At 47.3% G+C, this 25,181-nt stretch carries 26 protein-coding genes; 23 read left to right on the forward strand and 3 right to left on the reverse strand.

Annotated elements, in window-relative coordinates; genetic code table 11:
* Positions 1-53 precede the first annotated feature (53 nt).
* The 9 genes from AC1DXC_RS19350 to AC1DXC_RS19390 all read left to right on the forward strand — a co-directional run bounded on the left by AC1DXC_RS19350 (position 54) and on the right by AC1DXC_RS19390 (position 8,466).
* The gene (locus AC1DXC_RS19350; protein ID WP_477460821.1) at positions 54-800 is read left to right on the forward strand and encodes a glycosyltransferase family 2 protein; all 747 of its coding nucleotides are present in this window, start codon (positions 54-56) and stop codon (positions 798-800) included.
* A gap of 67 nt (positions 801-867) precedes the next feature.
* Positions 868-1,968 (forward strand): MraY family glycosyltransferase, encoded by a 1,101-nt coding sequence (locus tag AC1DXC_RS19355; protein ID WP_477460822.1) that lies wholly within the window; start codon positions 868-870, stop codon positions 1,966-1,968.
* A 65-nt stretch (positions 1,969-2,033) separates the two neighbouring features.
* On the forward strand, positions 2,034-3,032 hold the full coding sequence (gene gap, locus AC1DXC_RS19360; protein ID WP_477460823.1) for a type I glyceraldehyde-3-phosphate dehydrogenase: 999 nt from the start codon (positions 2,034-2,036) through the stop codon (positions 3,030-3,032).
* Positions 3,029-3,463, forward strand: coding sequence for a GNAT family N-acetyltransferase (locus AC1DXC_RS19365; RefSeq protein ID WP_477460824.1), 435 nt, complete (start codon positions 3,029-3,031; stop codon positions 3,461-3,463). Before gap ends, AC1DXC_RS19365 begins: the two co-directional genes overlap by 4 nt.
* Positions 3,464-3,562: 99 nt before the next feature.
* Positions 3,563-4,753 (forward strand): phosphoglycerate kinase, encoded by a 1,191-nt coding sequence (locus tag AC1DXC_RS19370; RefSeq protein WP_477460825.1) that lies wholly within the window; start codon positions 3,563-3,565, stop codon positions 4,751-4,753.
* 78 nt (positions 4,754-4,831) lie between these two features.
* On the forward strand, positions 4,832-5,542 hold the full coding sequence (locus AC1DXC_RS19375; protein WP_477460826.1) for a hypothetical protein: 711 nt from the start codon (positions 4,832-4,834) through the stop codon (positions 5,540-5,542).
* 25 nt (positions 5,543-5,567) lie between these two features.
* On the forward strand, positions 5,568-6,107 hold the full coding sequence (locus AC1DXC_RS19380; RefSeq protein ID WP_477460827.1) for a hypothetical protein: 540 nt from the start codon (positions 5,568-5,570) through the stop codon (positions 6,105-6,107).
* Entirely contained in the window at positions 6,098-6,532 is a 435-nt protein-coding gene (locus AC1DXC_RS19385) for an N-acetyltransferase family protein (RefSeq protein WP_477460828.1), read from the forward strand. The genes AC1DXC_RS19380 and AC1DXC_RS19385 overlap by 10 nt, the downstream gene beginning before the upstream one ends.
* A gap of 77 nt (positions 6,533-6,609) precedes the next feature.
* Entirely contained in the window at positions 6,610-8,466 is a 1,857-nt protein-coding gene (locus AC1DXC_RS19390) for a CocE/NonD family hydrolase (RefSeq protein WP_477460829.1), read from the forward strand.
* 230 nt (positions 8,467-8,696) lie between these two features.
* Here the strand turns inward: AC1DXC_RS19390 and AC1DXC_RS19395 are convergent, their stop codons facing one another.
* A complete protein-coding gene (locus AC1DXC_RS19395; protein ID WP_477460830.1) occupies positions 8,697-9,062 on the reverse strand; it encodes a DUF1304 domain-containing protein in 366 nt (121 codons plus the stop codon).
* A gap of 58 nt (positions 9,063-9,120) precedes the next feature.
* Here AC1DXC_RS19395 and AC1DXC_RS19400 point away from each other — a divergent pair, with 58 nt between their 5' ends.
* The 5 genes from AC1DXC_RS19400 (at position 9,121) to AC1DXC_RS19420 (ending at position 12,636) form a co-directional block, all read left to right on the forward strand.
* Positions 9,121-9,543, forward strand: coding sequence for a VOC family protein (locus AC1DXC_RS19400; RefSeq protein ID WP_477460831.1), 423 nt, complete (start codon positions 9,121-9,123; stop codon positions 9,541-9,543).
* 67 nt (positions 9,544-9,610) lie between these two features.
* On the forward strand, positions 9,611-10,036 hold the full coding sequence (locus AC1DXC_RS19405; protein WP_477460832.1) for a hypothetical protein: 426 nt from the start codon (positions 9,611-9,613) through the stop codon (positions 10,034-10,036).
* An 82-nt stretch (positions 10,037-10,118) separates the two neighbouring features.
* Complete coding sequence (locus tag AC1DXC_RS19410; RefSeq protein WP_477460833.1) at positions 10,119-10,544, forward strand: hypothetical protein; 426 nt, start codon at positions 10,119-10,121, stop codon at positions 10,542-10,544.
* 60 nt (positions 10,545-10,604) lie between these two features.
* Positions 10,605-11,039, forward strand: a complete 435-nt coding sequence (locus AC1DXC_RS19415; protein WP_477460834.1) for a hypothetical protein — start codon at positions 10,605-10,607, stop codon at positions 11,037-11,039.
* 85 nt (positions 11,040-11,124) lie between these two features.
* The gene (locus tag AC1DXC_RS19420) at positions 11,125-12,636 is read left to right on the forward strand and encodes a glycoside hydrolase family 32 protein (protein WP_477460835.1); all 1,512 of its coding nucleotides are present in this window, start codon (positions 11,125-11,127) and stop codon (positions 12,634-12,636) included.
* 203 nt (positions 12,637-12,839) lie between these two features.
* Here AC1DXC_RS19420 and purU read toward each other — a convergent pair whose 3' ends face one another.
* A complete protein-coding gene (purU, locus tag AC1DXC_RS19425; RefSeq protein ID WP_477460836.1) occupies positions 12,840-13,664 on the reverse strand; it encodes a formyltetrahydrofolate deformylase in 825 nt (274 codons plus the stop codon).
* A 184-nt stretch (positions 13,665-13,848) separates the two neighbouring features.
* On the reverse strand, positions 13,849-14,274 hold the full coding sequence (locus AC1DXC_RS19430; protein ID WP_477460837.1) for a hypothetical protein: 426 nt from the start codon (positions 14,272-14,274) through the stop codon (positions 13,849-13,851).
* A 135-nt stretch (positions 14,275-14,409) separates the two neighbouring features.
* Here AC1DXC_RS19430 and mraZ point away from each other — a divergent pair, with 135 nt between their 5' ends.
* The 9 genes from mraZ (at position 14,410) to murG (ending at position 25,163) form a co-directional block, all read left to right on the forward strand.
* Complete coding sequence (mraZ, locus tag AC1DXC_RS19435) at positions 14,410-14,865, forward strand: division/cell wall cluster transcriptional repressor MraZ (RefSeq protein ID WP_477460838.1); 456 nt, start codon at positions 14,410-14,412, stop codon at positions 14,863-14,865.
* Positions 14,866-15,768 carry a 16S rRNA (cytosine(1402)-N(4))-methyltransferase RsmH gene (rsmH, locus tag AC1DXC_RS19440; RefSeq protein ID WP_477460839.1) on the forward strand — a complete coding sequence of 301 codons (903 nt, stop codon included), beginning with the start codon at positions 14,866-14,868 and terminating at the stop codon, positions 15,766-15,768.
* A complete protein-coding gene (locus AC1DXC_RS19445; protein ID WP_477460840.1) occupies positions 15,765-16,178 on the forward strand; it encodes an FtsL-like putative cell division protein in 414 nt (137 codons plus the stop codon). The genes rsmH and AC1DXC_RS19445 overlap by 4 nt, the downstream gene beginning before the upstream one ends.
* Positions 16,175-18,271 (forward strand): penicillin-binding protein, encoded by a 2,097-nt coding sequence (locus tag AC1DXC_RS19450; protein WP_477460841.1) that lies wholly within the window; start codon positions 16,175-16,177, stop codon positions 18,269-18,271. Before AC1DXC_RS19445 ends, AC1DXC_RS19450 begins: the two co-directional genes overlap by 4 nt.
* Positions 18,268-19,728 (forward strand): UDP-N-acetylmuramoyl-L-alanyl-D-glutamate--2,6-diaminopimelate ligase, encoded by a 1,461-nt coding sequence (locus AC1DXC_RS19455; RefSeq protein WP_477460842.1) that lies wholly within the window; start codon positions 18,268-18,270, stop codon positions 19,726-19,728. The genes AC1DXC_RS19450 and AC1DXC_RS19455 overlap by 4 nt, the downstream gene beginning before the upstream one ends.
* Positions 19,729-19,891: 163 nt before the next feature.
* Positions 19,892-21,133 (forward strand): phospho-N-acetylmuramoyl-pentapeptide-transferase, encoded by a 1,242-nt coding sequence (mraY, locus tag AC1DXC_RS19460; RefSeq protein ID WP_477460843.1) that lies wholly within the window; start codon positions 19,892-19,894, stop codon positions 21,131-21,133.
* Positions 21,134-21,188: 55 nt separating this feature from the next.
* Positions 21,189-22,547 carry a UDP-N-acetylmuramoyl-L-alanine--D-glutamate ligase gene (gene murD, locus AC1DXC_RS19465; RefSeq protein ID WP_477460844.1) on the forward strand — a complete coding sequence of 453 codons (1,359 nt, stop codon included), beginning with the start codon at positions 21,189-21,191 and terminating at the stop codon, positions 22,545-22,547.
* A gap of 95 nt (positions 22,548-22,642) precedes the next feature.
* Positions 22,643-23,836 carry an FtsW/RodA/SpoVE family cell cycle protein gene (locus AC1DXC_RS19470; RefSeq protein ID WP_477460845.1) on the forward strand — a complete coding sequence of 398 codons (1,194 nt, stop codon included), beginning with the start codon at positions 22,643-22,645 and terminating at the stop codon, positions 23,834-23,836.
* A 130-nt stretch (positions 23,837-23,966) separates the two neighbouring features.
* Positions 23,967-25,163, forward strand: coding sequence for an undecaprenyldiphospho-muramoylpentapeptide beta-N-acetylglucosaminyltransferase (gene murG / locus AC1DXC_RS19475; protein ID WP_477460846.1), 1,197 nt, complete (start codon positions 23,967-23,969; stop codon positions 25,161-25,163).
* Positions 25,164-25,181 lie beyond the last annotated feature (18 nt).

The raw sequence follows: 25,181 nt of genomic DNA on the forward strand, positions 1-25,181 counted from the left end.
ACGACGATGTCAAAAATACATATTTTGCGCTTAAATAATTGTTTTTTTCCAAAGTGGGCGAATTAAAAATATCAATCATAACGGTTTGCTACAACGCCGCAGACACTGTAGAGCGCTGCATAAAATCGGTTATCAGCCAATCGTACAATAACATCGAATACATCGTAATCGACGGAGGGTCTACCGACGATTCGTTAACTATTATCAATAGTTTCAAACACAAAATCAACATTTTGGTTTCTGAGCCCGACCACGGCATATACGATGCCATGAACAAGGGTATTGCCCTGGCAACCGGCGATGTGGTGGGAATGTTGAATGCTGATGACGTGTTTGCCGGCGAATGGGTAATAAGCGAGATAGCGGCCGCATTCGAAGAACATAAAACAGATATTTTATATGCCGACCTCGATTATTTGAAACAAAATAGGGATATTTTACGTAAATGGAGATCAGGGGCTTATAAACACGGTTTGTTTAATAAAGGTTGGATGCCCCCTCACCCTACCTTTTACTGCAAGAGAGGCTTGTTTGGCCGTTTTGGGGATTATAGCCTCGAATATGGTACAGCTGCCGACTACGAATTGATGCTTAGGTTTATACATGTAAACAAAGCGAACGTTTTTTACCTGAAAAAGGTAGTTGTTAACATGTTTGCGGGCGGTGTTAGTAACAATAGCCTTATCGGGCGCGCTAAAGTATTATTTGGGGATTTGAAGGCGATGCGAGAAAACCAGATAAATTTTCCAATTATTGCTTTGATTTACAAACGGTTAAAAAAAATAAAGCAATTTTTATAATTTATAAGATATATAATGATATTTGCAGCAATGCAGCGATAATTAAGTGCCCCCTCACTAACTATACATGCCAGAATATATAAATACATATTTTATTTATTACGCTTTGATAGCCTTGTTCTCAATTTTGATAACATGGCTGTCAATCCCTTCAATTTTACATGTTGCGCGCACCCGCCATTTGTATGACGATGTGGGTCATTTCCGCAAGCAGCATGATCATGGTATCCCGCGTTTGGGTGGCGTAGCCATATTTGCCAGTTTTACCATCACCCTGTTGCTATTTAGCATGATTGATAAAAGCTTGCCACTTAGTGATTTGCTCACCTCCAGTATCGTACTATTTGCAATGGGGCTTAAAGACGATCTTTCGGGCGTTAACTCAAGCACCAAGTTTTTAATACAATTTTTTGTGGCAGCCATATTGGTGCTGCTTGGCGACATACGCTTTACCAGTATGTATGGCATTTTTGGCGTGTACGATATCAGCTACATAGCAAGTGCCATTATATCTATCTTATTCATTGTGCTCATTGTAAACGCTTTCAATTTAATAGACGGTATAGACGGCCTCGCCGGTACCACCTGCATAGTGGTAAATGGTACGTTTACAATCTTGTTTATCTACATTAAGCATTATGAATTAGCGGCTATTTCGCTGGCGATAGTGGGCGCAGTTATAGGTTTTTTGCGCTACAACATAACACCCGCCAAAATATTCATGGGCGATACAGGCTCGCTGCTCATCGGCCTTATATCGGCTATCATGGCGGTTAGGTTTATAGAAGTAAACAAAATAATTACGCACAATAACTTAGCTGTTTACTCGGCCCCGGCCTTAACGTTTGCAATCCTCATCGGGCCGATATTTGATACTTTGAGGGTTTTTATCCTGCGCATCATTAAAGGGGTATCGCCCTTTACAGCCGACCGCAACCACATACACCACCGCGTATTGCGCTTAGGTTTTACGCATTTGCAAACTACCTTGATATTGGTGGGCTTCAATATTCTGACTATCGTTATTGTGCTGTTTTTTACCAGCATGGGCAATTTTGTGTTGATGACCTTGATATTGCTGAACTCGCTGGTATTTAACTGGGGCATAACCATTTGCCTGCGCAGCAAAGAACGCGAAGGCTTTGCCCTGCGTAACCTGTTTGCCTAAAATGGCATTCGCCCGATTTTCCCCGCTTTAATTTTGCTTAGTTTTGTATCCCTAATCATACAATTATGAGGATAGCAATTAACGGTTTTGGCCGTATCGGTCGCGTTTTTTTAAGAGCCATACTCCAAAAGCAAAATATAGAGGTTGTAGCTATAAATGACCTTGCCGATACCCCAACCCTTGCGCATCTTTTTAAATACGATTCTGTGCACCCAGGCTTTAAGGGTACGGTTAGCCATACTGCCGATAGCCTTACCATCAACGGCAGCTCCATAAAAACATATCAGGAAAAAGACCCGGTAAACCTGCCCTGGGCACAACTTGGAGTGGATTTGGTTATAGAATCTACAGGTAAGTTTATTTCCGCCGAGGGTGCGGGCAAGCACTTGCATGCAGGGGCAAAGCAGGTTGTCATATCTGCTCCGCCTGCCGATAAAAGCATACCCACGGTAGTATTGGGCGTAAACGATGGCGAGGTTGATTTGCGCTCGCCTATATTATCTAACGCATCCTGCACCACCAACAACGTTGCTGCCATGGTGAAGATATTAGATGATAACTGGGGCATTGCTGACGGATACATCACTACCGTACACTCTATGACGGGCGACCAGAACCTGCACGATGCCCCGCACAAAGATTTGCGAAGGGCCAGGGCGGCATCGGCGTCTATCATCCCAACAACAACCGGGGCGGCAAAGGCTATCACCAATATATTCCCGCATTTAGAGGGGCACCTGGGCGGGGCAGGCATACGCGTACCCGTATTGAACGGCTCGCTTACCGATTTTACCTGCAGCCTGAAGAAATTACCCACCGTGGAAGAAATAAACACCGCTTTTAAAGCCGCCGCAAATGGCCCCATGAAAAGTATTTTAGAGTACACCCAAGATCCTATCGTGTCTGTTGATATATTAGATAATCCGCATAGCTGCATATTCGATGCGCAGCTAACCTCTATAGTGGGCGGGCTGGTAAAAGTGGTTGGCTGGTACGATAACGAGAGCGGTTACTCGGCGCGCCTGGCCGATTTGGTAGAGGAAATTAGCCTCTTGCCCCAATGATAAAGTTTATAAGCCCTGATGATGTGCTGCCACTGCGAAACGAAGTATTACGCGAAGGCAGATTGACGCTAGACGAATGCCGTTTCCCAAATGATGATGCCGACGATGCTTTCCATTTGGGCTATTATGCAGGCGAGGAGCTGGCTTGCGTGGCATCTTTCCACCCAAAAGGTTACGAAGGGTATGATGGCCAAGCCTACCAACTGCGCGGTATGGCCACTGCGGCGCAGCATCGTGGTAAGGGTATGGGCAATATGTTGGTGAATTTTGCTATTACCTACCTGCGTGGGCAAAAGGTGAATTATTTGTGGTGCAACGCCCGTAAGGTAGCCGTGCCGTTTTATATGGGTACTGGTTTCGAGGTAATATCGCCGGTGTTTGATGTGCCAGGCATAGGGCCGCATTATGTAATGTATGTTAAGATACAATGAAGTTTTAAGCCGATGCGTAGCCCTTTTTAACTTTAAGGTTGGCATTTCTAATAAAAATGTTCAATTTGCGCCCCATTCATCAAATCATACTTTAACAATATGAAAACAGTAGATCAGATAACGTTCAACGGTAAAAAAGCCCTTATCCGCGTAGATTTCAACGTCCCTCTGGATAAAGACTATAACATTACCGATGATAACCGGATGACCGCAGCCTTGCCAACCATCAAGAAAATCTTGACCGATGGTGGCGCCGTGATATTGATGTCGCACCTGGGAAGGCCGAAGAATGGCCCTACCGAAGAATTCTCTTTGAAACATATCGTGCCCCATCTGTCGGATTTGCTGGGCCAGCAGGTTCAGTTTGCTGATGACTGCATCGGTGCCGAAGCCATTGAAAAGGCGAAAGCATTAGATAAAGGTGAGGTTTTGTTGTTAGAGAACCTGCGTTTTTACAAAGAAGAAGAAAAGGGCAACGTTGAGTTTGCCGAAAAGTTATCCAAACTAGGCGATATATATGTTAACGATGCATTCGGCACCGCTCATCGTGCCCATGCTTCAACAGCAGTAATCGCTCAGTTTTTCCCCGATGCCAAATTTTTCGGCTACTTGATGGCTGCCGAACTAACCAATGCCGAAAAAATACTAAATAACGCACCAAAGCCGTTCACGGCTATTATGGGTGGCTCTAAGGTGTCTGATAAAATTGAACTGATAGAAAAACTGCTGGATAAGGTAGATAACCTGATTATTGGTGGCGGAATGGCTTACACATTTGCCAAGGCAGATGGCGGCAACATCGGGACCTCTTTAGTAGAGGCTGATAAACTGGAACTTGCGCTTAGCCTGCGCCAGAAGGCAAAAGATAAGGGCGTAAACTTGTTACTACCTGTTGATAATGTAATTGCCGATAAATTCGGTAACGACGCCAATACCGATGTAGCTAAAACCGGCGAGATACCTGACAACTGGATGGGCCTGGACATCGGCCCCGAGACCGTTAAGCTGTTCAGCAAGGTGGTAGAAGAATCGAAAACCATCCTTTGGAACGGACCGATGGGCGTTTTCGAGATGGAGAAATTCCTGATAGGTACAAAAGCTATCGCCGAAGCAGTGGCCAAGGCTACCGAAAACGGCGCGTTCTCGCTTATAGGCGGTGGCGACTCAGCAGCAGCGGTGGCCAAATTTGGCATGACAGAGGATGTAAGCTATGTATCTACCGGCGGCGGTGCCTTGCTGGAATATATGGAAGGCAAAGAACTGCCCGGCGTAAAAGCCATAAACGAATAAGCAATTATTCTTTGAATATACGAGCGGCGGGTTTTACCTGCCGCTTTTTTGTTTATATTGAGGGCACAATATAAAACGATGAAAAATTTAAACAAGCTGCTTTGTTTTTTTGCCTGCCTGTTATCGCTGCCCACTGTTGCGCAGGATTTCCCTTCGGCAGATTCTGTTTTAGCCAGGTATGTTGAAGTGATTGGCGGCAAAGGGCGTTGGGCAACTATCAAAACATCGGAATTTCATGTAAAAACTACTTTCGAGGGGCAATCCATGGATGTGTTGATTATCAAATTAGGGCCAGGGAAGTACTACCAGAGCCTTATTGGTAGCGGCATAGAAATAAAAGAGGTTTACAACAACGGCAAAGCCTACAATATCATTAATGGCAAACAAGAGGAGGTTACTGATATAGAGCAACTGGACCATTACGAACTGCAATCGCAGATATTGCCCGACGCGAGTTATGCGCTGTTGAACTATAAGCGGGAGATGTTCGGCATAGACACGATAAACGGGGTGGAATATTATGTGGTAGTGCTTACTTCAAAAAATGGCTCGCGGAATATAAATTACTATGAAAAAGCAACAGGCTTGCTGAAGATTATCGACAAAAACGGGCGCAAGCATTATATGGACGATTACAAGCCTTTTAATGGCTGCCTGGTACCCATGGTAATGGTGTCTGACATGGGCGAGGGGCGTACGATGAAATCGAAAGTGGTAGATTGGCTCATCAACCAAAAAACAGACATCTCGGTGTTCGATGTAAAACACGGTACAAGCATCGCGCAGTAAGCAAATCAGGCAGGCTAGATAGATAATGATAGTAAAAACAGTTTTGAAAGAGGAGGATTATTTAACCTACCTGCTTTATTCGGCATCGAGAAGTAAACGCAGCAGGGCCAATCGAAGGCGGTCCTGGTTGGTTATTACGGGGGCATTTTTGGTAATCGGCTACTTTTTTTACGGAAAAGATAGCTTTTACAGCTATTGTTTTTTTGGCTTAGCGGCATTGAATTTATTTCTGTACCCGCTTTACCAGCGATATACTTACAAGAAACATTATCGCAAATTCGTAGCAGATAATCTGTCTCATCGCATAGGCAAAGAAAGTACTATCGATTTCGGCAGCGATGTTATCGAAACAAAAGACGTTACCGGGGAGAGCAAGTTCAATGTAAGCGAGGTTACAGAGATAATCGAAATCAATACCCACTATTTTGTGAAACTAAAAAGCGATGATGGCTTAATTATTCCCAAAACCGCTATTGATAATCCCGGCTTTGGAGAAGAGCTGCTGGCCATATTCGATAGGCCGGATATTGCCCTCATCAGGGACTTGGATTGGGAATGGAAATAAGCATCGCCATCCGTGACTATCTCCCTGCCGACCATGACGCGCTAGCCGGCCTCTATCTGCAAAGTCGTATCGAAACCTTTCATTGGCTAGATACCAAGGCGTATAGTCTGACAGATTTTGATACCGATACGCTAGACGAAAAAATCATAGTTTCCTTTGTGGATGACGAACCGGCAGGTTTCCTTTCCGTTTGGGAGCCCGACAGTTTTATCCACCACCTGTACGTCCATCCCCGGCATGTCGGCAAAGGCATAGGTAAATCCCTGCTTAATATGGCCGCCTCACTTTTTGATGTCGCCCTGAAATTGAAATGCCTGAAACAGAATGAGCATGCTTTGGCCTTTTATAAATCGCAAGGCTGGGCGATAAGGGGAGAGGGCGAGGATGAGAACGGTGTTTACCTGGAACTGAATGGCCCAACGTAACATATTTGTATCAGCTCCTATCTTTAAGGGGCTTTTTTATTTTATTGCTTACTTTTAAAGCATCGAAATTGCACCTGATGAAAAAATACGCCCTCATAGCTTTATGCTTTACCCTGTCTGCCTTATCCGCCTTTGCGCAGGGCGATGCAGCATACATTAAAGATAACTACACCAAGTACGAGTACCAGATATCCATGCGCGACGGCGTAAAACTGTTCACCTCGGTATATGTGCCGAAAGACCAGACCAAAAAATACCCCATCATGATGGACCGCACGCCTTATAGCGTAGCGCCGTATGGGGCAGATAAATATAAAACCAACCTTGGCCCATCGCCGGCTTTTTTGAAAGATGGCTATATTTTTGTTTACCAGGACGTGCGCGGTCGTTGGATGAGCGAGGGCATCTATGAAGAAATGATGCCCGAAAAGGAAGTTCACAAAACGAATAAGGATGTAGACGAAGGCACCGATACCTACGACTCTATCGACTGGCTATTGAAGAACCTGCACAACAATAATGGTAAAGTAGGGGCGTGGGGCATATCCTATCCCGGTTTTTATACCACTACGGCACTGCTTAGTCGCCACCCTGCGCTGGTGGCAGCATCGCCGCAGGCCCCCATTGCCGACCTGTGGCGCGACGATGGCTGGCACAATGGCGCGTTTTTCCTGGTGGCCAACTTTGGCTTTTACCCGGGCTTTACCAACCGGCAGGACGATAAACCCACCCAGCGCCGCGGCGGTCGCTTTAACCCCGGCACCAACGATGGTTATAAGTTTTTTATGGATATGGGGTCCATGAAAAACACAAACGATAAATATTTTAAGGATACCATCCGCCTGTGGAACGAGATGATGGACCACCCCAATTACGACCAGCATTGGAAAGACCGTAACGTATTGTCCCACCTGCACGATATTAAGACCGCCGTGCTGGTAACTGGTGGTTGGTACGATGCCGAAGATTTGTATGGTGCCATAAATACTTATAAAACACTGGCCCAAAAGAACCCCAAAACGCCTGTTTACTTTGCCATGGGTCCATGGGTGCATGGCGGCTGGGCACGCGGCAATGGCGACCATCTTGGTGATGTCAGCTTCGGCGGGCCGACAGGGCCGTATTATAGGGATAAAGTTGAATTCGCTTTTTTTAGCCATTATCTAAAAGGTACGCCGCTGGATATCCCTAAGGTATCAACCTTTCAAACAGGCACAAACCAATGGAAAAGCTTTAACACCTGGCCACCAAAAGAGGCGGAAGACAAGAACCTTTACCTGCTGCCAGGCGGCAAACTTTCTTTCACCGCGCCAACATCTGCTACAGATGATTACAAGGAATGGGTATCAGACCCCATGAATCCAGTGCCTTTTATAGATGGTATCGACTTTGACATGAAGCGCGAGTATATGACTGCCGACCAGCGCTTCGCCGAACGCCGCCCCGATGTACTTACTTACAAAACCGATGTGCTGGATGCCGATGTAACCATCGCCGGCAACATATGGGCGAACCTTAAATTCAGCACCACAGGTACCGATGCGGATTTGGTGGTGAAAGTGTTGGATGTGTACCCCGATACCGCCGCCAACAATCAGTTCACAGGCAAGGATGTAAACATCGCCGGTTACCAGCAAATGGTGCGCAGCGAACCTATCCGTGGTAAATACCGCAATGATTTTTCAAAGCCTGAGCCATTTGTACCCGGCAAGGTAACCCCGGTAAACTTTGAGCTTCAGGATGTACTGCATACCTTTAAAAAGGGACACCGTATAATGATACAGGTACAAAGCACCTGGTTCCCGCTGATAGACCGGAACACCCAGCAATTTCAGGATATTATGAAAGCTAAGGACACCGACTTTACCAAACAAACGCACCGGCTGTACACCTCAAAAGCGCATCCAAGCTTTTTGAAGGTGCGGGTAATGTAAGGGTTTACAATACTGCCCCTTTTGTTCCTTTTTTGGGCTGCCTGTAACGCGCCAAAGCCCCGGCAAGTGTTCACGGTGTGGCGCGTGAACATCGTGAACATTTGCAACTAGTTATTAATCAGTTGTTTGTAGGTTTTAAATTGGTGTCAAAATACTGCCACCACTACTGCGGTTACTATCTGCTACATTGGCGCAAAAAGGTTGCTGCTTCAACCCGCAACTTTTGCACCCTACATCCATACCAATACCGCCATCAAAGCAATCGCCGCGGGCAACAACTGCTTTATTAAAATCCCCTTGCTGGCGGTAAGTCCGCCATAGAGGCCGGCTACTACAACGCAGCTCAGAAAGAAAGTCGCCACGTTTTTACTCCAAACAACGTCGCCGATTAGCAATGACCATATCAACCCTGCCGAAAGGAAGCCATTGTAAAGCCCTTGGTTGGCGGCTAGTGTTTTGGTAGGTTCGAATAGATGTTCTGGGAAGCTTTTAAAGGTGGTTTTGCCTTTGGTGGTCCACGCGAACATCTCTATCCATAAAATATAAATGTGCTCTATGGCTACCAGGCCTATCAGTATCTGTGCAATAAGTTTCATACGTTTGGGTTTATTTGTCTAAGTTATAAAAATAGGCCAACCTTTATTATCCATCGTTATGCAAACAGCCACTAAGCTAAAAATCAATGCTATCCAACATATTGGCATCCCGGTAACTGATATTGCCAACTCGCAGGCTTTTTATGAACGCCTTGGCTTTGCCAACGTAATGCAGGCTGGCTTTGGTACCGAAGGCGCAAGCGGTACTTGCATCATGATGAAGCGCGATAGCATGGTGATAGAACTTTACCAATTGCCAGAAAGCGAATTGGCAGAGATAAAAACAAGGGGCAACGGCCATATCGACCATGTGGCGTTCGATGTTTCGGATATCGACGCAACCTATGCGATTATTAAACAAGCAGGTTTCAACATCATCGAGCCTGAACCCGTTTTCCTGCAATTTTGGGAGCGGGGCTGCAAGTATTTCAACATTACCGGGCCCGATGGCGAGCGGCTGGAGTTTAACCAGGTATTGTAGCCGCTTTAATAGCGGGCGGATGTAGCACTTTGCCAGGCTGCAGCGTAATGATAATAAAATAGATTGTATGCTTAAGAAAGTAACCCTGCTGCTATGCTTATCGACCTTTGGCATAGCCGCCTGCACCAAAAACAGCAAAAATACCGCTTGCAATATCCAACAGGCCTGCACCGAGGAATTTAGGTCATTCGGAATCCAATTTGTTAATAGTGCAGGCGATAACGTTGCAGTAAAGGATGTTACTGTTGTCAACTTACGCACAAACAAACCGGTTGTGGCCAGGAACGTGCTCGACCCCGGCTTCTCGCCAAATATTTATTTTGTTGCCACCGATAGCAATAAGGACGATTTTTCTGCCGAAGGCGATGAGGTGAAGATAACGGCTACCAGCACTGCTACCAATAAAACGGCATTCGCCATTGTTAAAATCAGTGGCGGAAGCTGCAATTGCCACATCAGCAAAATATCAGGTCCGGATAAAATAGTATTCTGACGGGCTTGCATTTAGTTCCAACATTTACGGCGTTCTGTATCGTTTTCGTATACCAATCGTAATACCTGTAAAACCCTTTGTCATGCTAAAAAAAATACCCCTGATATTGCTGTTATTAACCGCTGCGAGTTTCTCCGCCTGCGAAAAAAATAGCAGTTCTGATTGCGGCACGCAAACCTGCACTGCAGTTTACGCCTACGTTGGCGTTCAGTTTCGGGATGCAAGCGGAAGTTTCGCGCCCGTTAAGGACGTGAAACTGCTAAACCTGCGCACCAATAAAGAAATGCCCTCGCCGCCTTATCCACCGGGCGTTGATTTTTTTGCGGGCTTCACTATCGTAGCCTCTGATGATACCAAAAGTGAATTTTCTACCAATGGCGACGATATACGTATTACAGCAACCAACAGCGCTACAGGGCAGGTTAAATCGGGCGTGGTAAAAATATCCGGCGGCTGCAATTGCCACGTTAACAAAATATCCGGCCCGGATAGTATTGTTTTTGATTAAGCACTAAGTTGCGGCCAACAATTGCCGTGTTTTGGTGTTGTGCCTAAAAAGCCGATGCCGATGAAACGCACCCTCTACCTAAAAATACTTGCAGCAATAATTATTGTAGCAGGCTTTACAGCCTGCAGCAAAAAGCTTAAACCGGCTGGTTGCCCTACCGACCAGGTATGTACCATGATATTTACCACACTCAGCGTGAATTTTGTGGATAAGGCCGGGAACCCCGTTACGGTAAAAGATGTAAAGGTGCTCAACCTGCGTACCAACGTGGCAATTTTAGCGCAGGGGATGGGTAGCATGGTGAGCCAGCCCGGCAAATACACCTTTGTTACCGATGCCAACAAAAAACAATTAAGCACCGAAGGCGACGACCTCAGGATAACCGCTACCAACGCCGCCAACAACAAAATGGTAACCGCAATTATCAAAGTATCGGGCGGGTGCAATTGCCACGTGAGCAAAGTGTTTGGCGCGGATAATATCGTGTTTGAATAAATGGTGCCGTGCGCTCAATAATATGCGCAATCCTTTTTGTGGTTCAATTGTTAAACCGTAACATTACCATAGTAAACCGCTATTCATGAATACTTTTAAAGGAATGCTTTTTGCCTGCTGTATTTTGGCAGCCCTTACTGCCGACGCGCAAAAATCAAAACTATACCACGAACCATACCGCCCACAATTCCATTTTTCGCCGGCCGCCAAATGGATGAATGATCCTAACGGTATGGTGTATTATAAAGGCACTTACCACTTGTTCTTCCAGTACTACCCAAAGGACATCGTTTGGGGGCCTATGCACTGGGGCCACGCCACCAGCAAGGATCTTATCCATTGGAAACAGCAGCCCATCGCTCTATATCCCGATAAACTGGGCTACATCTTCAGCGGCAGCGCTGTGGTTGATGTAAACAATACCTCCGGCTTCGGCAAAAAGGGGCAGGTGCCCATGGTGGCCATCTTTACCCATCATGATCCGGTGGGCGAGAAAGCCAATACCGATAACTTCCAGAACCAAAGCATCGCCTACAGCCTGGACGAAGGAAAGACCTGGACCAAGTACGCAGGTAACCCCGTAGTGAAGAACCCCGGTATCCGCGATTTTCGCGACCCGAAAGTAAGCTGGTATGCCGCGCAACATAAATGGGTGATGACCCTGGCCACCAAAGACCGTATTACGTTTTACAGTTCGCCAAACCTAAAGGACTGGAAAAAGGAAAGCGAGTTTGGCGAAAAACAAGGCAGCCATGGCGGCGTTTGGGAATGCCCCGATCTGTTCCCCCTTAAACTGAATGGCAAGGAGTATTGGGTGCTTATAGTAAGTATAGGCTCCGGTGCGCCGAACGGCGGCTCGGGCACGCAGTATTTCATAGGGCAATTCAATGGCAATACTTTTACGGCTATCGATGATAAAACCCGCTGGATAGATCAAGGGCCCGATGATTACGCGGGCATCACCTGGTCAAACACCGGAGCGCGTAAGATATTTTTGGGTTGGATGGCCAACTGGCAATATGCCAACCAGGTGCCAACGGCAACCTGGCGCAGTGCCACCACCATCCCGCGAGACCTGGCCCTGAAACAAGTTAATGGCGATATATACATGGCTTCTACACCCGTTAAAGAATTGGCCGGTATTGCCGCGAAAGCTATCGATGTGCCCGCGGCGGCCTTGAAAGGCGGCAGGGATATTGCCTCGTCTATTAAACTCCCGGCGCTTTACAGCCTTAAATTCAAGAGGGATGCTGCGGAGGACTATTTCATTACCCTGAGTAACGATGTCGGCGAATCCCTGGTAATAGGCTACAATAAAAAAGCCGACCGCTACTTCATCAACCGCGACAAGTCGGGCAAGGTGGATTTTAACAAGGAGTTTGCCAGATGGAGCTTCGCGCCGAGGTTGGCCGCAGGTAAAGGTTCTTCGGTAGAGTTGATAGTAGATGCATCATCCGTAGAGTTATTTGCCGATGGCGGTTTGAGCGTGCTTACCAGCACCTATTTTGCCACCAGGCCATACAATCACCTCAGCATCCTAACCGCAAAAGGGGAGATAAAGGACGTGAAGGTAACGCCGCTGAGGTCGATTTGGTGAAATTGTCATCTTCGCTGCCGCAAGCGTCCCCGCTTGTGGCCAGTTAGCAGAGCGGGATTGCCTTTCAACTTGCATTGTTTGCATAATGGCTACCTTGCATGCGGGCCACAAGCGGGGACGCTTGCGGCAGCGGCGAGCCGTGTGGGGTACCGAAATAAATTCGGCATGACGTGTTGGTTTAATTTTCTTAGCCAAGTAACTGTTTACTCCAACACCACAGTCCTGTTCTTATAAACAAACACCCTATCGTCAAACACCAGCTTAAGGGCTTTAGCTAATACGGCTGTTTCTATTTCTTTACCGGCTTTTACCATATCCTGCACGGTATGCGAGTGGCTGGCCGGGATAATTTGCTGGGCTATGATGGGGCCTTCGTCCAGTTGGTCGGTTACGTAGTGCGCGGTAGCGCCTATCAGCTTTACGCCGCGCTCGTGCGCCTGGCGGTAGGGGCTGGCACCTGCAAAAGCGGGCAAAAACGAATGGTGGATATTGATGATCTTTTTATCGAACCTGCCCACAAAACCGGCCGAGAGTATCCGCATGAATTTCGCCAGCACTAGGTAATCATATTCGTAGCCCGCAATACAATCGAGCATGCTTTCCTCAAAGCCTTGGTTATCCCCAACAAAGGGGATGTAGATGAACGGGATATCGAAACGGAGGCAGATATCCTGCAGGATGGTATGGTTGCCAATTACGCATTGCACGCTTGCCCCAAGGGTTTTAAAATAGTTGCGTACCAGTATATCGGCCAGGCAATGATACTCTTTAGTAACCAGCACGATGATCTTCTTCTCGGCATCGGGGTTTATCTTGATGATGGCACCATCGGGCAATAGATCCCGCAAATCATTTTCCAGTTCGATGGTATCATCGGTACGGTCGACTTCAATGCGCATGAAAAAGAGCTGCTCGTTCTTATCCACGTGCTCCTGCATAGAAATGATATTGAAAGCTTTTTGCGAAAGCAGTCCCGAGATGGCCGCCACCAACCCGATGCGGTCGGCGCATTGTATTACTATGATCATTTAAGAGTCTACTTTAATTAAGCCGCCCCGCCTTATCCTGCCCGCTCCGAATTACGCTATTTTTTGGGATTAATGGAATTGTTATCACAGCTAAATTATGCTGCCGCTCCATAAAATCGATAAAACCGTGTCCAAATCGCCAAATCCCTTCCCACTATCTCCCACCTGTCGAAATAACCCGGACCTATTGCTTTTTAAAAACCTTTACCGTGATAGCGCTTCCACCCAGGGTTATGGTATCCCTTAGCGTTAGCTGTAGTTTCCCGTCTACAGTGGCAACCTCGCCGTTTTGCTTGCCGCGGAAGAAAATTTTGTTGTTTTTGATGCTCCAGATGGATTTTATGGTATCCGCAGTGCCTATGGTAACACCGCTTGATACAGTGCAAGGAGATGAGCCTTTATAAAAAGCCCAGGAGGCGTTATCAGCCTTTAAAATCAATAAATTATCTGCCAGGCAGGGATTGACTGCAGTTGTGAAAGCACTGGCGCCAATGGTCTGATAGGAAGATAATGTGTAGGTGCCAACTGCATCAATTTCAGCTGTTTTCTCTTTTTTACAGGTGCTAAGCAGGGCAATTGCTAAAACGCTTAGTATTAGTCTTTTATTCATATCGATTTAGGTTTCATAAACTCAAATATAGGCGAAAAAACGCCACAAAAATGTTGAAAACTTTTTGGTGGGAAAAAGTGTTAAGAAGTGGAGAAAACTCTACTTTTACATTACTAAAATAGTTTACCAATAAGAATGTCCTATTTAACAGGTGAGTACGAATGCAAGTTAGACGCCAAAGGGCGGCTGATGATCCCTGCGGGCCTCAAAAAGCAGCTTCCGGAAGCTGATGCTGAGGGCCTTGTGATCAATCGCGGCCTGGAGAACTATCTTGTGATATACACCAAAAAAGAATGGGACAATAAATTGGATGAACTAAGCAAACTTAATCAATTCGACAGGAAAAGCATCCAGTTCGTGCGTTATTTCACGGCGGGCGCTACGGTAATGATGCCGGATAGCGCAGGGAGGGTGAACCTGCCGAAGAATTTGTTTGAGCATGCCGGCATCAGCACCGATATAGTGCTTACCTGCATGCTGAATAAGATAGAGGTTTGGGACGCTAAAGCGCACAAAGTGATGATAGCCAACGAACCCGAGAATTTTGCCGAATTGGCCGAGGAAGTAATGGGTACTAAAAAAAGCGCGTAGATGAGTAATTACCATACCCCCGTTATGCTGCAGGAATGTATCGAGGCTTTAGAGATAAAGCCCGGCGGAACTTATGTAGACGTAACTTTTGGCGGTGGCGGGCATTCGCGCGAAATTATGAAGCACCTGGGCGAGGATGGGCAACTGCTGGCCTTCGATCAGGATGCCGATGCGCAGCAGAACAGGATAGCCGATGACAGGTTTACTTTCATCGATCAGAATTTCCGTTACCTGAAGAATTTTTGCCGCCTGCACGGGGCTATACCTGTGGACGGTATACTGGCAGATCTGGGGGTATCGTCGTACCAGTTTGATCAGGCCGAACGCGGTTTTTCTATCCGCTTTGATGCCGAACTGGACATGCGCATGAACCAACAATCGGACCTTAGCGCCAAAGAGGTAGTAAATACCTATAGCGAGGCTGATCTGCACCGCATATTCGGCATGTATGGCGAGATACAAAACGCCAAATCATTGGCCAATACCATCGTAACCGCAAGGCTTAACGGCCCCATAGTAACCGTGGCCGATCTGAAGAACGCCATCAGCAATCGCATCCCTAAAGGGAAAGAGAATAAGTATCTGGCGCAGGTTTTCCAGGCGCTGCGGATAGAGGTGAACCAGGAGCTGGAAGCCTTGAAAGATTTCCTGGTACAATCGGCAGAGGTGCTGGCGGTAGGAGGCAGGCTGGTAGTAATGAGCTACCACTCGCTGGAAGACAGGCTGGTGAAAAACTTCATCGCCAAAGGCAAGTTTAGCGGCGAGGTGGAGAAAGATCTTTATGGTAACGATAACAAACCGCTGGATGCCGTGAGCCGTGGGGCCATCATTGCATCGCCGGAAGAGATAGCAAATAACAACAGGGCACGTAGCGCCAAATTAAGGATAGCTGTAAAAAAATGAGTAACCGTTTCCGCACAGAAATTCAGGAAGAAGAAGCTGAGAAGGAGCTTATCGTTGATGACAAACCCGCACAGGGTTTGCCCGATAACTTCTTTACCAGGTTCCTGAGGAATGGGGTCATCACTTCAGATGACGCTATAAGTGCGTTACCTTTTGTTTTTTACATTGCTTTTTTGTGCATGGTGTATATAGGTGCCAGGCACTTAACAGATAATAACATCCGCGAGATAGACAAGGTGGGCAACGAAGTGAAGAAACTGAGTGCCGAATATAAAAGCATACAAGCCGCGATGGCGTTTAAAACAACGCTTAGCGAGGTAGCCAAGCAGGCCGAGACAGATTCGCTGGGCATACATGCATCTGAGCAGCCGCCGCAGAAAATTACAGTAAAGGAGGGGGATGAGCAATGAGTATAAAGAAAAGCATACTGTTAAATGTGTACATCGCTTTCGGGTTCATCCTTTTGTTCGCCGGCGCGGTGGTGGTGCAGCTTTGCCGCGTGCAGCTGGTGCAGGGCGATAAGTGGAAGGCCATGGCGCATGAGAACTCTACCCGCGTAAAAATCATAGAAGCCGACAGGGGGAACATATTCTCTGCCGATGGTAGCTTGCTGGCAACATCGGTGCCCGAGTATGAACTGCATATGGATATGATGGCCGCAGGCATTGCCGATGATAAGACTTTCGACGAGCAGATTGAGCTGTTATCAGCACAGATGTCCAGATTCTTCAAAGATCAGCCGGCCAGCACCTACTCGCGTATTTTCCGCCAGGCGCGTAAAGAAAAATCGCGTTACCAGTTGGTAAGGCGAAATGTTAGTTTCCAGGATTTGGCGGCCATACGCAAGTTCCCGGTATTCAGTTTGGGCAGGTATAAAGGTGGTTTGATTGTAGATCTGCATAACAACCGTATACTGCCATACCGTTCGCTGGCTGCGCGTACCATCGGTTATCATAACGAGAATATCAAGAACCCGGTAGGGCTTGAAGGGGCATACGCCAACTATATAAAAGGCGAAAGCGGCAAGCGGCTGGAGCAACGATTGGCCGGGGGCGTTTGGATACCCGTAGACGAGGACCAGGACGTACAACCAAAGGAGGGTGCGGATATCATATCCACCATCGATATTAATTTTCAGGATGTGGCGCAGAACGCCCTCAAAAAACAGTTGATAAAAGCGGATGCCGAGCATGGTACCGTTATTTTGATGGAAGTGCAAACCGGCGCCGTTAAGGCCGTGGCCAATTTTACCCGTATGCCTGATGGTACTTTTAAAGAGAAGTACAACTACGCCATAGGTGGCAATCAGGACCCGGGCTCAACTTTCAAAGTGGCATCATACATGGCACTGCTGGAGGATAGGATGGTGGATACTAACACCCTGGTAAATACAGGCGAGTATAAAGTGCCGGGCAATAGTCACGTCATAAAAGACTCGCACGGCAGTATAGGCGTAGTTACGGTAAAAAGGGCGTTCGAAGAATCGTCTAACGCGGCGGTGGCTTTCCTGGTAAACAGGGCATATACCGGCAACCAGGCCAGGTTTACCAATCACCTGTACAACTGGCACCTGAACGAACCACTGGGCCTGCAGATACCCGGCGAGGCTACACCGGTAATAAAAAACCCAAAAAATGCCAGCTGGAACAAAAACCTTACGCTGCCGCAGATGGCCTATGGTTACGAAATGCAGATGACACCTTTGAAGATGCTCAGTTTCTACAACGCTATAGCCAATAACGGCAAGTACATATCGCCCATCTTCGTAACAGAGATAAGGCGTTTGGGCAATACCATAGAGCGTTTCCATGCGCGCACCATCAGCGATAAGATATGCTCAGACCTCACCCTCAAAAAAATGCGCGAAATGCTGGAAGGTGTAGTAAGCGAGGGTACCGGCAAAAACATCATCCGCAGCGATGTGTATAAAATTGCGGGCAAAACAGGTACGGCCCAGGTGGCAGATAATGCCAAAGGCTATAAAACCGATAAAAAACAATACCAGGCATCGTTTTGCGGGTACTTCCCGGCAGATCATCCAAAGTATTCGCTCATAGTGGTAATAAACGACCCCAAAAACGGATACTATGGCGCGCAGGTAGCGGGCCCGGCTTTTAAAGAAATTGCCGATAAAGTTTACGCCAGCACATTGGGTATAGACCGTGCGCCGGTGCGTTACGTAGGTAACACTACCCTGCCCAAAACAAAGGTGGGGAACATCAAGGCGCTTAAACAGGTGTATGGACAGCTTAACCTTAAGCCATTATACGCATCCCTGAATAACAGTGTAGACACCAGTAGCGGCATTGCTTTTGAGGATAATAAAACAAAGGCCGGTACGGTCCCCAACGTGGTGGGGATGGGCCTTAGCGATGCCTTGTATTTTATGGGCAATGCGGGGTATAAGGTCACCGTTCACGGCAGCGGCACGGTGAGCAGCCAAAGTGTTACCGGCGGCAGCCTGATACCAAAAGGATCAAAAATAACAATTGAACTGGAATGAGATACCTGAGCGATATATTGGAGGGAGTGGCATTTACCGAATTACAGGGTAGTGCCGATGTGGAGATATCTGCCATTGTGTTCGATTCGCGGCAGGTGGTGCCGGGTTCGTTATTCGTAGCACTTAAGGGTACCGTGGTAGACGGCCACGATTATATAGAGCAAGCCGTAAAAGACGGTGCTATTGCGGTTATATGCGAAGAACTGCCCGCCCATGTTACCGGCGAGGTGGATTTTTTGATGGTGAACAATTCTGCAAAAGCTTTGGGCACGCTTGCCGCCAATTTTTACGAAAACCCGTCATCCAACTTAAAACTGGTTGGTGTTACGGGCACCAACGGCAAAACAACCATCGCTACGCTGCTTTACAAACTGTTTAGGGATCTGGGCTATAAATGCGGGCTGCTCTCTACCGTAGAGAACCAGGTAAACGGTCGCATTATCCCATCTACCCATACCACACCAGATCCGGTGGCGCTGAACAAGCTGCTGGCCGATATGGTAGAAGAGGGTTGCGACTATTGCTTTATGGAGGTAAGCTCGCATGCTATAGCGCAATTCAGGATAGAGGGGCTGAAGTTCTCGGGCGGGATATTCTCGAATTTAACGCACGACCACCTGGATTACCATAAAACGTTCGACAGCTACCTGAAAGCCAAGAAAACTTTCTTCGATAACCTGCCGAAAAGTGCCTTTGCGCTAACCAATGCCGACGATAAGAACGGCAGCGTGATGCTGCAGAATACCGCGGCGCATAAAAAGAACTACGGTTTAAAAAGCATGGCCGATTACCGGGCACGCATCATAGAAAATCAGTTTGGCGGCTTGCTGCTGAATATAGATAACGAAGAGGTTTGGTTTAAGCTGGTGGGTACTTTCAATGCTTACAACCTGCTGGCGGTTTATGCTGCTGCATTATTGCTGGAGCAGGACAGGAGTAAAGTACTTATCAGCCTGAGCAAATTGACAGGTGCCGAAGGCCGTTTCGAGTACATCGTTTCGCCGAACAAGGTAATTGGCATTGTTGATTATGCGCACACGCCCGATGCTGTACAGAATGTGCTGAGCACCATACACGATATACGCAAGGGCAAAGAAAAGGTAATAACGGTGATAGGCTGCGGCGGCGACAGGGATAAAACCAAACGCCCCGTAATGGCAAAAGTTGCAAGCGAGTGGAGCGATAAGGTGATACTGACATCAGACAACCCGCGCACCGAGGACCCCGCCCAGATCATCAAAGATATGGAAGCAGGTATCGACCCGGCCTTCAAACGCCATTGCGTAAGCATAGCCGACAGGCGCGAAGCGATAAAAACCGCCTGTATGTTTGCCCAGCCCGGAGACATCATTCTGCTGGCAGGCAAAGGCCACGAGAAGTACCAGGACATCGGTGGTGTAAAGAACCATTTTGATGATATGGAAGAGATTTTAACCCAATTCAAAGAATTGAGTTAAAAGTGCAAAGGAAAAAGACTAAGAATAGGATAACCGATTAATATAAACAAGAATAATTAAAACATAAACAGCAAATCTGCACATCTGCAATCTGCACATCTGGAATCTATCTTCCTCATCTGCACATCCGCACATCTGCATATCTGCACATCAAGCGAAGCGCATGTTATATTACCTGTTTAGCTATTTAAATAAAAATTACAGTATCCCTGGTACAGGTGTGTTCCAGTACATCACCTTCCGGATGGCTATGGCGGTAATTGTATCGTTGTTGATTACCACCGTTTACGGCCGGCGGTTGATAGATTACCTGCGCTTTAAACAAGTAGGCGAAACCGTACGTAACCTGGGCCTGGAAGGGCAGATGCAGAAGTCGGGCACGCCTACTATGGGCGGCATCATCATATTGCTGGGCATACTGGTACCGACCCTGTTATTTGCTAAGCTGGAAAACATCTACATTATCATGATGCTGGTAACCACCGTTTGGCTGGGTGCCATAGGTTTCCTGGATGACTATATTAAGGTATTCAAAAAGAACAAAGAAGGACTGGCGGGCAGGTTCAAGATAACCGGGCAGGTAGGGCTGGCACTTTTCATTGGGTGGACGATGTACTTCAACACCAGCATTACCATACGGCAGGAAGTAACGCCGGCTAAATTATATGATGGGCGCGTTAATTATCATCTACGTGGCGATAAGCAGGTGCTTACGCAGGATATCAAATCTACCAAAACCACCATGCCGTTCTATAAAAACAACGAGTTCGATTACGGCAAGGTGTTGAAATTTATTGGTCCGGGTTACGAGTATTATGCGCTTGTAGTATTCATGTTCTTTACCATTATCATTATTACGTTTATCTCCAACGGGGCGAATATAACGGATGGCATAGACGGGTTGGCGACGGGTACATCGGCCATTATCGGGCTTACGCTGGCCATTTTGGCCTATGTATCGGGTAACACGCTCATTGCCGATTACCTCAACATCATGTACATCCCCGACTCGGGCGAGCTGGTGATTTTTGCCGGTGCGTTTGTTGGGGCCTGCGTAGGGTTCTTATGGTACAACGCTTACCCGGCTCAGGTTTTTATGGGCGATACCGGCAGTTTGGCCATCGGTGGCATCATTGCGGTATTTGCGATCATGATACGCAAGGAATTACTAATACCGGTGCTGTGCGGCATTTTCGTGGTAGAGAACATGTCGGTAATTATACAGGTGGGCTGGTTCAAATGGACCAAGAAACGCTTCGGCGAGGGGCGCAGAGTATTTTTGATGGCACCACTGCATCACCACTACCAAAAGAAAGGCTTCCACGAATCGAAGATTGTGACCAGGTTTTATATCATCTGTATTATGCTGGCCATTATAACGGTGATAACGCTGAAGCTGAGATAGAGGAAAGAAATTAGAATCAAGAGACAAGACAAAAGAATAAAGACAGAAAATTAAAGTGACTGAACAGGATAACATATCAACCCAAAGGCTCGCCATTCTTGGCGCAGGCGAGAGCGGTGTGGGTGCGGCATACCTGGCGCAGCAGCAGGGCTACGATGTTTTCGTGTCGGATTTTGGGGCGATTGCCGATCATTATAAGAAGCAACTGCAGGACTGGGGTGTCCGCTTTGAAGAGAACGGGCATACCTACGAGGAAATACTGAAAGCAGCAGAGGTGGTGAAAAGCCCGGGAATACCGGATAAGGCACCAGTAGTGAAGAAGCTGGTAGAGGCCAATATCCCGGTAATATCCGAGATTGAGTTTGCAGGCCGTTACACTAAAGCTAAAATGATATGCATTACGGGCAGCAATGGTAAAACTACTACCACCAGCCTTACCTACTTCATATTGAAAAACGCGGGGCTGAACGTGGGGCTGGCAGGCAACATAGGCAAAAGCTTTGCTTACCAGGTAGCTACCGAAAACTATGATTACTACGTGCTGGAGATCAGCAGCTTTATGCTGGATAACATGTACCAATTTAAGGCAGATATCGGCGTACTGCTAAACATTACGCCCGACCACCTGGACAGGTACGATTACAAACTGGAGAACTACGCAGCATCTAAATACAGGATTACGCAGAACCAAACCGCAGCAGATTATTTTATCTACTGTGCCGATGATGCCGAAACCCTTAAGATAATGGGTGGTAAAACGATAGCCGCGCAGCAGCTGCCGTTCTCTATAGAAAAAACGATTGAAACGGGAGCGTATCTCGATAAAGACAATATTGTCATAAACATACACCAACAACATTTTACAATGTCGATCACCGAACTAGCCCTGCAGGGTAAACACAACATTTACAATTCAATGGCTTCGGGTATTGTAGCAAAAGTGCTGGAGCTGCGCAACGAAACCATGCGCGAGAGCATGGGTACGTTCCCCAGCATAGAGCATCGGCTGGAGTTCGTGGCCAAGATATCGGGCATCGCCTTCATTAACGATTCTAAGGCTACCAACGTAAACTCTACCTGGTATGCGCTGGAAAGCATGAGCACGCCGGTAGTATTGATATTGGGCGGCGTAGACAAAGGCAACGACTATACCATGCTGAATGAACTGGTACGGCAAAAAGTAAAAGCCATTGTATGTTTAGGTAAAGACAACAAGCGCATCCACGATGCATTTGAGAATGATACCGAAATCATCGTAAACACAGGCTCGGCTGCCGAAGCTGCCCAGGTAGCTTACCACCTGGCCACAAAAGGTGATACGGTATTGCTGTCACCGGCTTGTGCAAGTTTCGACTTGTTTAAGAATTATGAAGACCGTGGTCGTCAGTTCAAAGAAGCGGTTAAAGAACTTTAAAAGATGTGCAGGTGTGCAAATATGCAGATGTGCAAATGGTGAATAAAAAGAGACAAAAGAAGTAATCGGTGAAAATCGGTGGAATCATAGAAAACATGGAAACGGAATCAAACAATACAGCTACTCAAAAACTCCCCCTTCAGGGACTTGGGGGGATTCTCGCCAACGTGAAAGGCGATCGCTGGATATGGCTGATTGTGATTATGCTTTCGGTAATTTCTACGTTGGCTGTGTATAGCTCTATAGGTACTTTGGCTTATACCAAGGGTGTAGGGGTAGAATCTATCCTGGCCAAGCATGTGTTCATGATAGCGATGGGTATCGTGCTGATGTATATTTCGCATCGTTTAGATTACCGGTATTACGCCGGCATATCAAAACTGTTGATGATTATTACCATCCCCTTGTTGATATATACGCTTTTCTTTGGTTCGCACATCAACCATGCAAGCAGATGGCTACCCATACCGGGTACGGGCTTAAGCTTCCAAACGTCGGATTTGGCCAAGCTGGCTTTGATAACTTATCTGGCACGCATCCTATCGCGCAAGCAGGAGAATATAAAGGATGTAAAGGAATCGTTCATCCCTATCATGGGCTCGGTATGCCTGGTGTTCGCGCTTATCGGTCCGGCCAACTTATCAACCGGGCTGATGCTGTTCGGCGTAAGCATCTTGCTGCTCATTATGGGCCGTATCAGTGTGAAGCAGATATCGGTAGTATGCCTTATTGGCGCTGTTTTGCTGGCGGGGATGCTGTTTTTAGGCGGGAGGCGGGCAACGCATATCTCCAGGGTGAAAGCTTTCTTCCACCCCGAGCTGGCAGATCAGGATAAGCTTTTTCAGGGCAACCACGCTAAGATAGCTATAGCATCAGGCGGCTTCTTTGGCAAAGGCCCCGGCCGCAGTACAGAGCGTAACTACCTGCCCGAGGCATTCTCGGATGAGATATTCGCCATCATAGTAGAAGAATATGGCCTGTTTGGCGGCATAGTAGTGATCAGTATTTACCTTTTCCTGTTGTACAGGTGCATCAAGATAGTAACCAAAGCGCCGAAAGCGTTCGGGGCGCTGCTGGCGGCGGGGCTAAGCTTTAGCCTCACCATACAAGCCTTTGCCAATATGGCGGTGGCGGTGGGCCTTGGCCCGGTAACGGGCGTACCGCTGCCGCTGATAAGCATGGGCGGTACATCTATATTGTTTACCAGCATTGCGTTCGGCATCATCCTATCCGTAAGCCGCGATATTGATGAACCGAAGAAAGTGATGGTAGGGGAGATAACTGAGTAGCAAAGCCCCCCGGCCCCCTGAAGGGGGAGCAGGAGTTAGAAGCAAGACGGTAAGAGATAAGAAGCAAGACAAAAAAAACAAATCGGTGCAATCATTTTAATCAATGAAATCGGTGAAATAAAGTAAATAGATGAGCAGGAACCAAGACATAGCAGCCAATCCAAAACTCCCCCTTCAGGGAGTTAAAGATGCTAAGCGCCCACTCGATGGAGCGGGGGGCGCTCGTGCTCGCCGCATCATTATCAGCGGTGGCGGCACGGGGGGGCATATCTTCCCGGCTATTGCTATTGCCAATGCTTTAAAGAAGCTAAATCCTGCTACCGAAATATTGTTCGTGGGCGCCAGCGGCCGTATGGAAATGGAAAAAGTGCCCGCAGCAGGTTATGAGATCATCGGTTTGGATATACAGGGCATCCAGCGTAAATCCATCATGAAAAACCTGATGTTCCCCATTAAACTGCTGGGCAGCGTGCGCAAGGCCGTCAAGATTATCAAAGATTTTAAGCCCGATGCCTGCGTGGGCGTGGGTGGCTATGCAAGCGGCCCCCTGTTGTACGCAGCTGGTGTAATGGGCATACCCACATTAATACAGGAGCAAAACTCCTATGCGGGAGTAACAAATAAATGGCTGGGCAAAAAGGCAAAAAAGATATGCGTGGCCTTCGATGGGATGGATAAATTCTTCCCCAAGGCCAGGATAATCAAAACCGGGAACCCGATACGCAAGGAGTCGGTAGATATAGCAGGCAAGCAGATGCAGGCGCTGGAGCTGTATAAGTTATCATCGCGTAAGAAAACTATACTGGTAACCGGCGGCAGCCTTGGTGCGGGTACTTTGAATAAAAGCCTGCTGGCCGGTCTGGATAAAATAATAGCAGCTGATGTGCAGGTGATTTGGCAAACAGGCAAGTTCTATTACAAAAGCATAATGGAGCAACTGGGCGATAACATACACCCTAATGTGTGCGTGGTAGAGTTCATAAGCCGTATGGATTTGGCCTTTGCCGCTGCAGATGTGATTATTTCCCGCGCAGGTGCCGGTACTATTGCCGAGCTCTGTGTGATAAAGAAACCGGTAATACTGGTGCCATCGCCAAACGTGGCCGAGGACCATCAGACCAAAAACGCGCTGGCCCTGGTAACAGAGAACGCGGCCCTGTTCGTAGCCGACCGCGATGCCGAGGCCAAACTGGTTGATAAAGCGATAGAGCTATTGAACGATAAAGATTTGAAAAAGAAATTAAGCGATAACATAGGCAAGCTGGCCATGCCCAATGCCGATGAAGTTATAGCGAAAGAGGTTATCCAAATAACAAACAACAGTTAAATCGGCTAATCCCCGCAG

Source organism: Mucilaginibacter sp. P2_D11, from assembly GCF_056404435.1.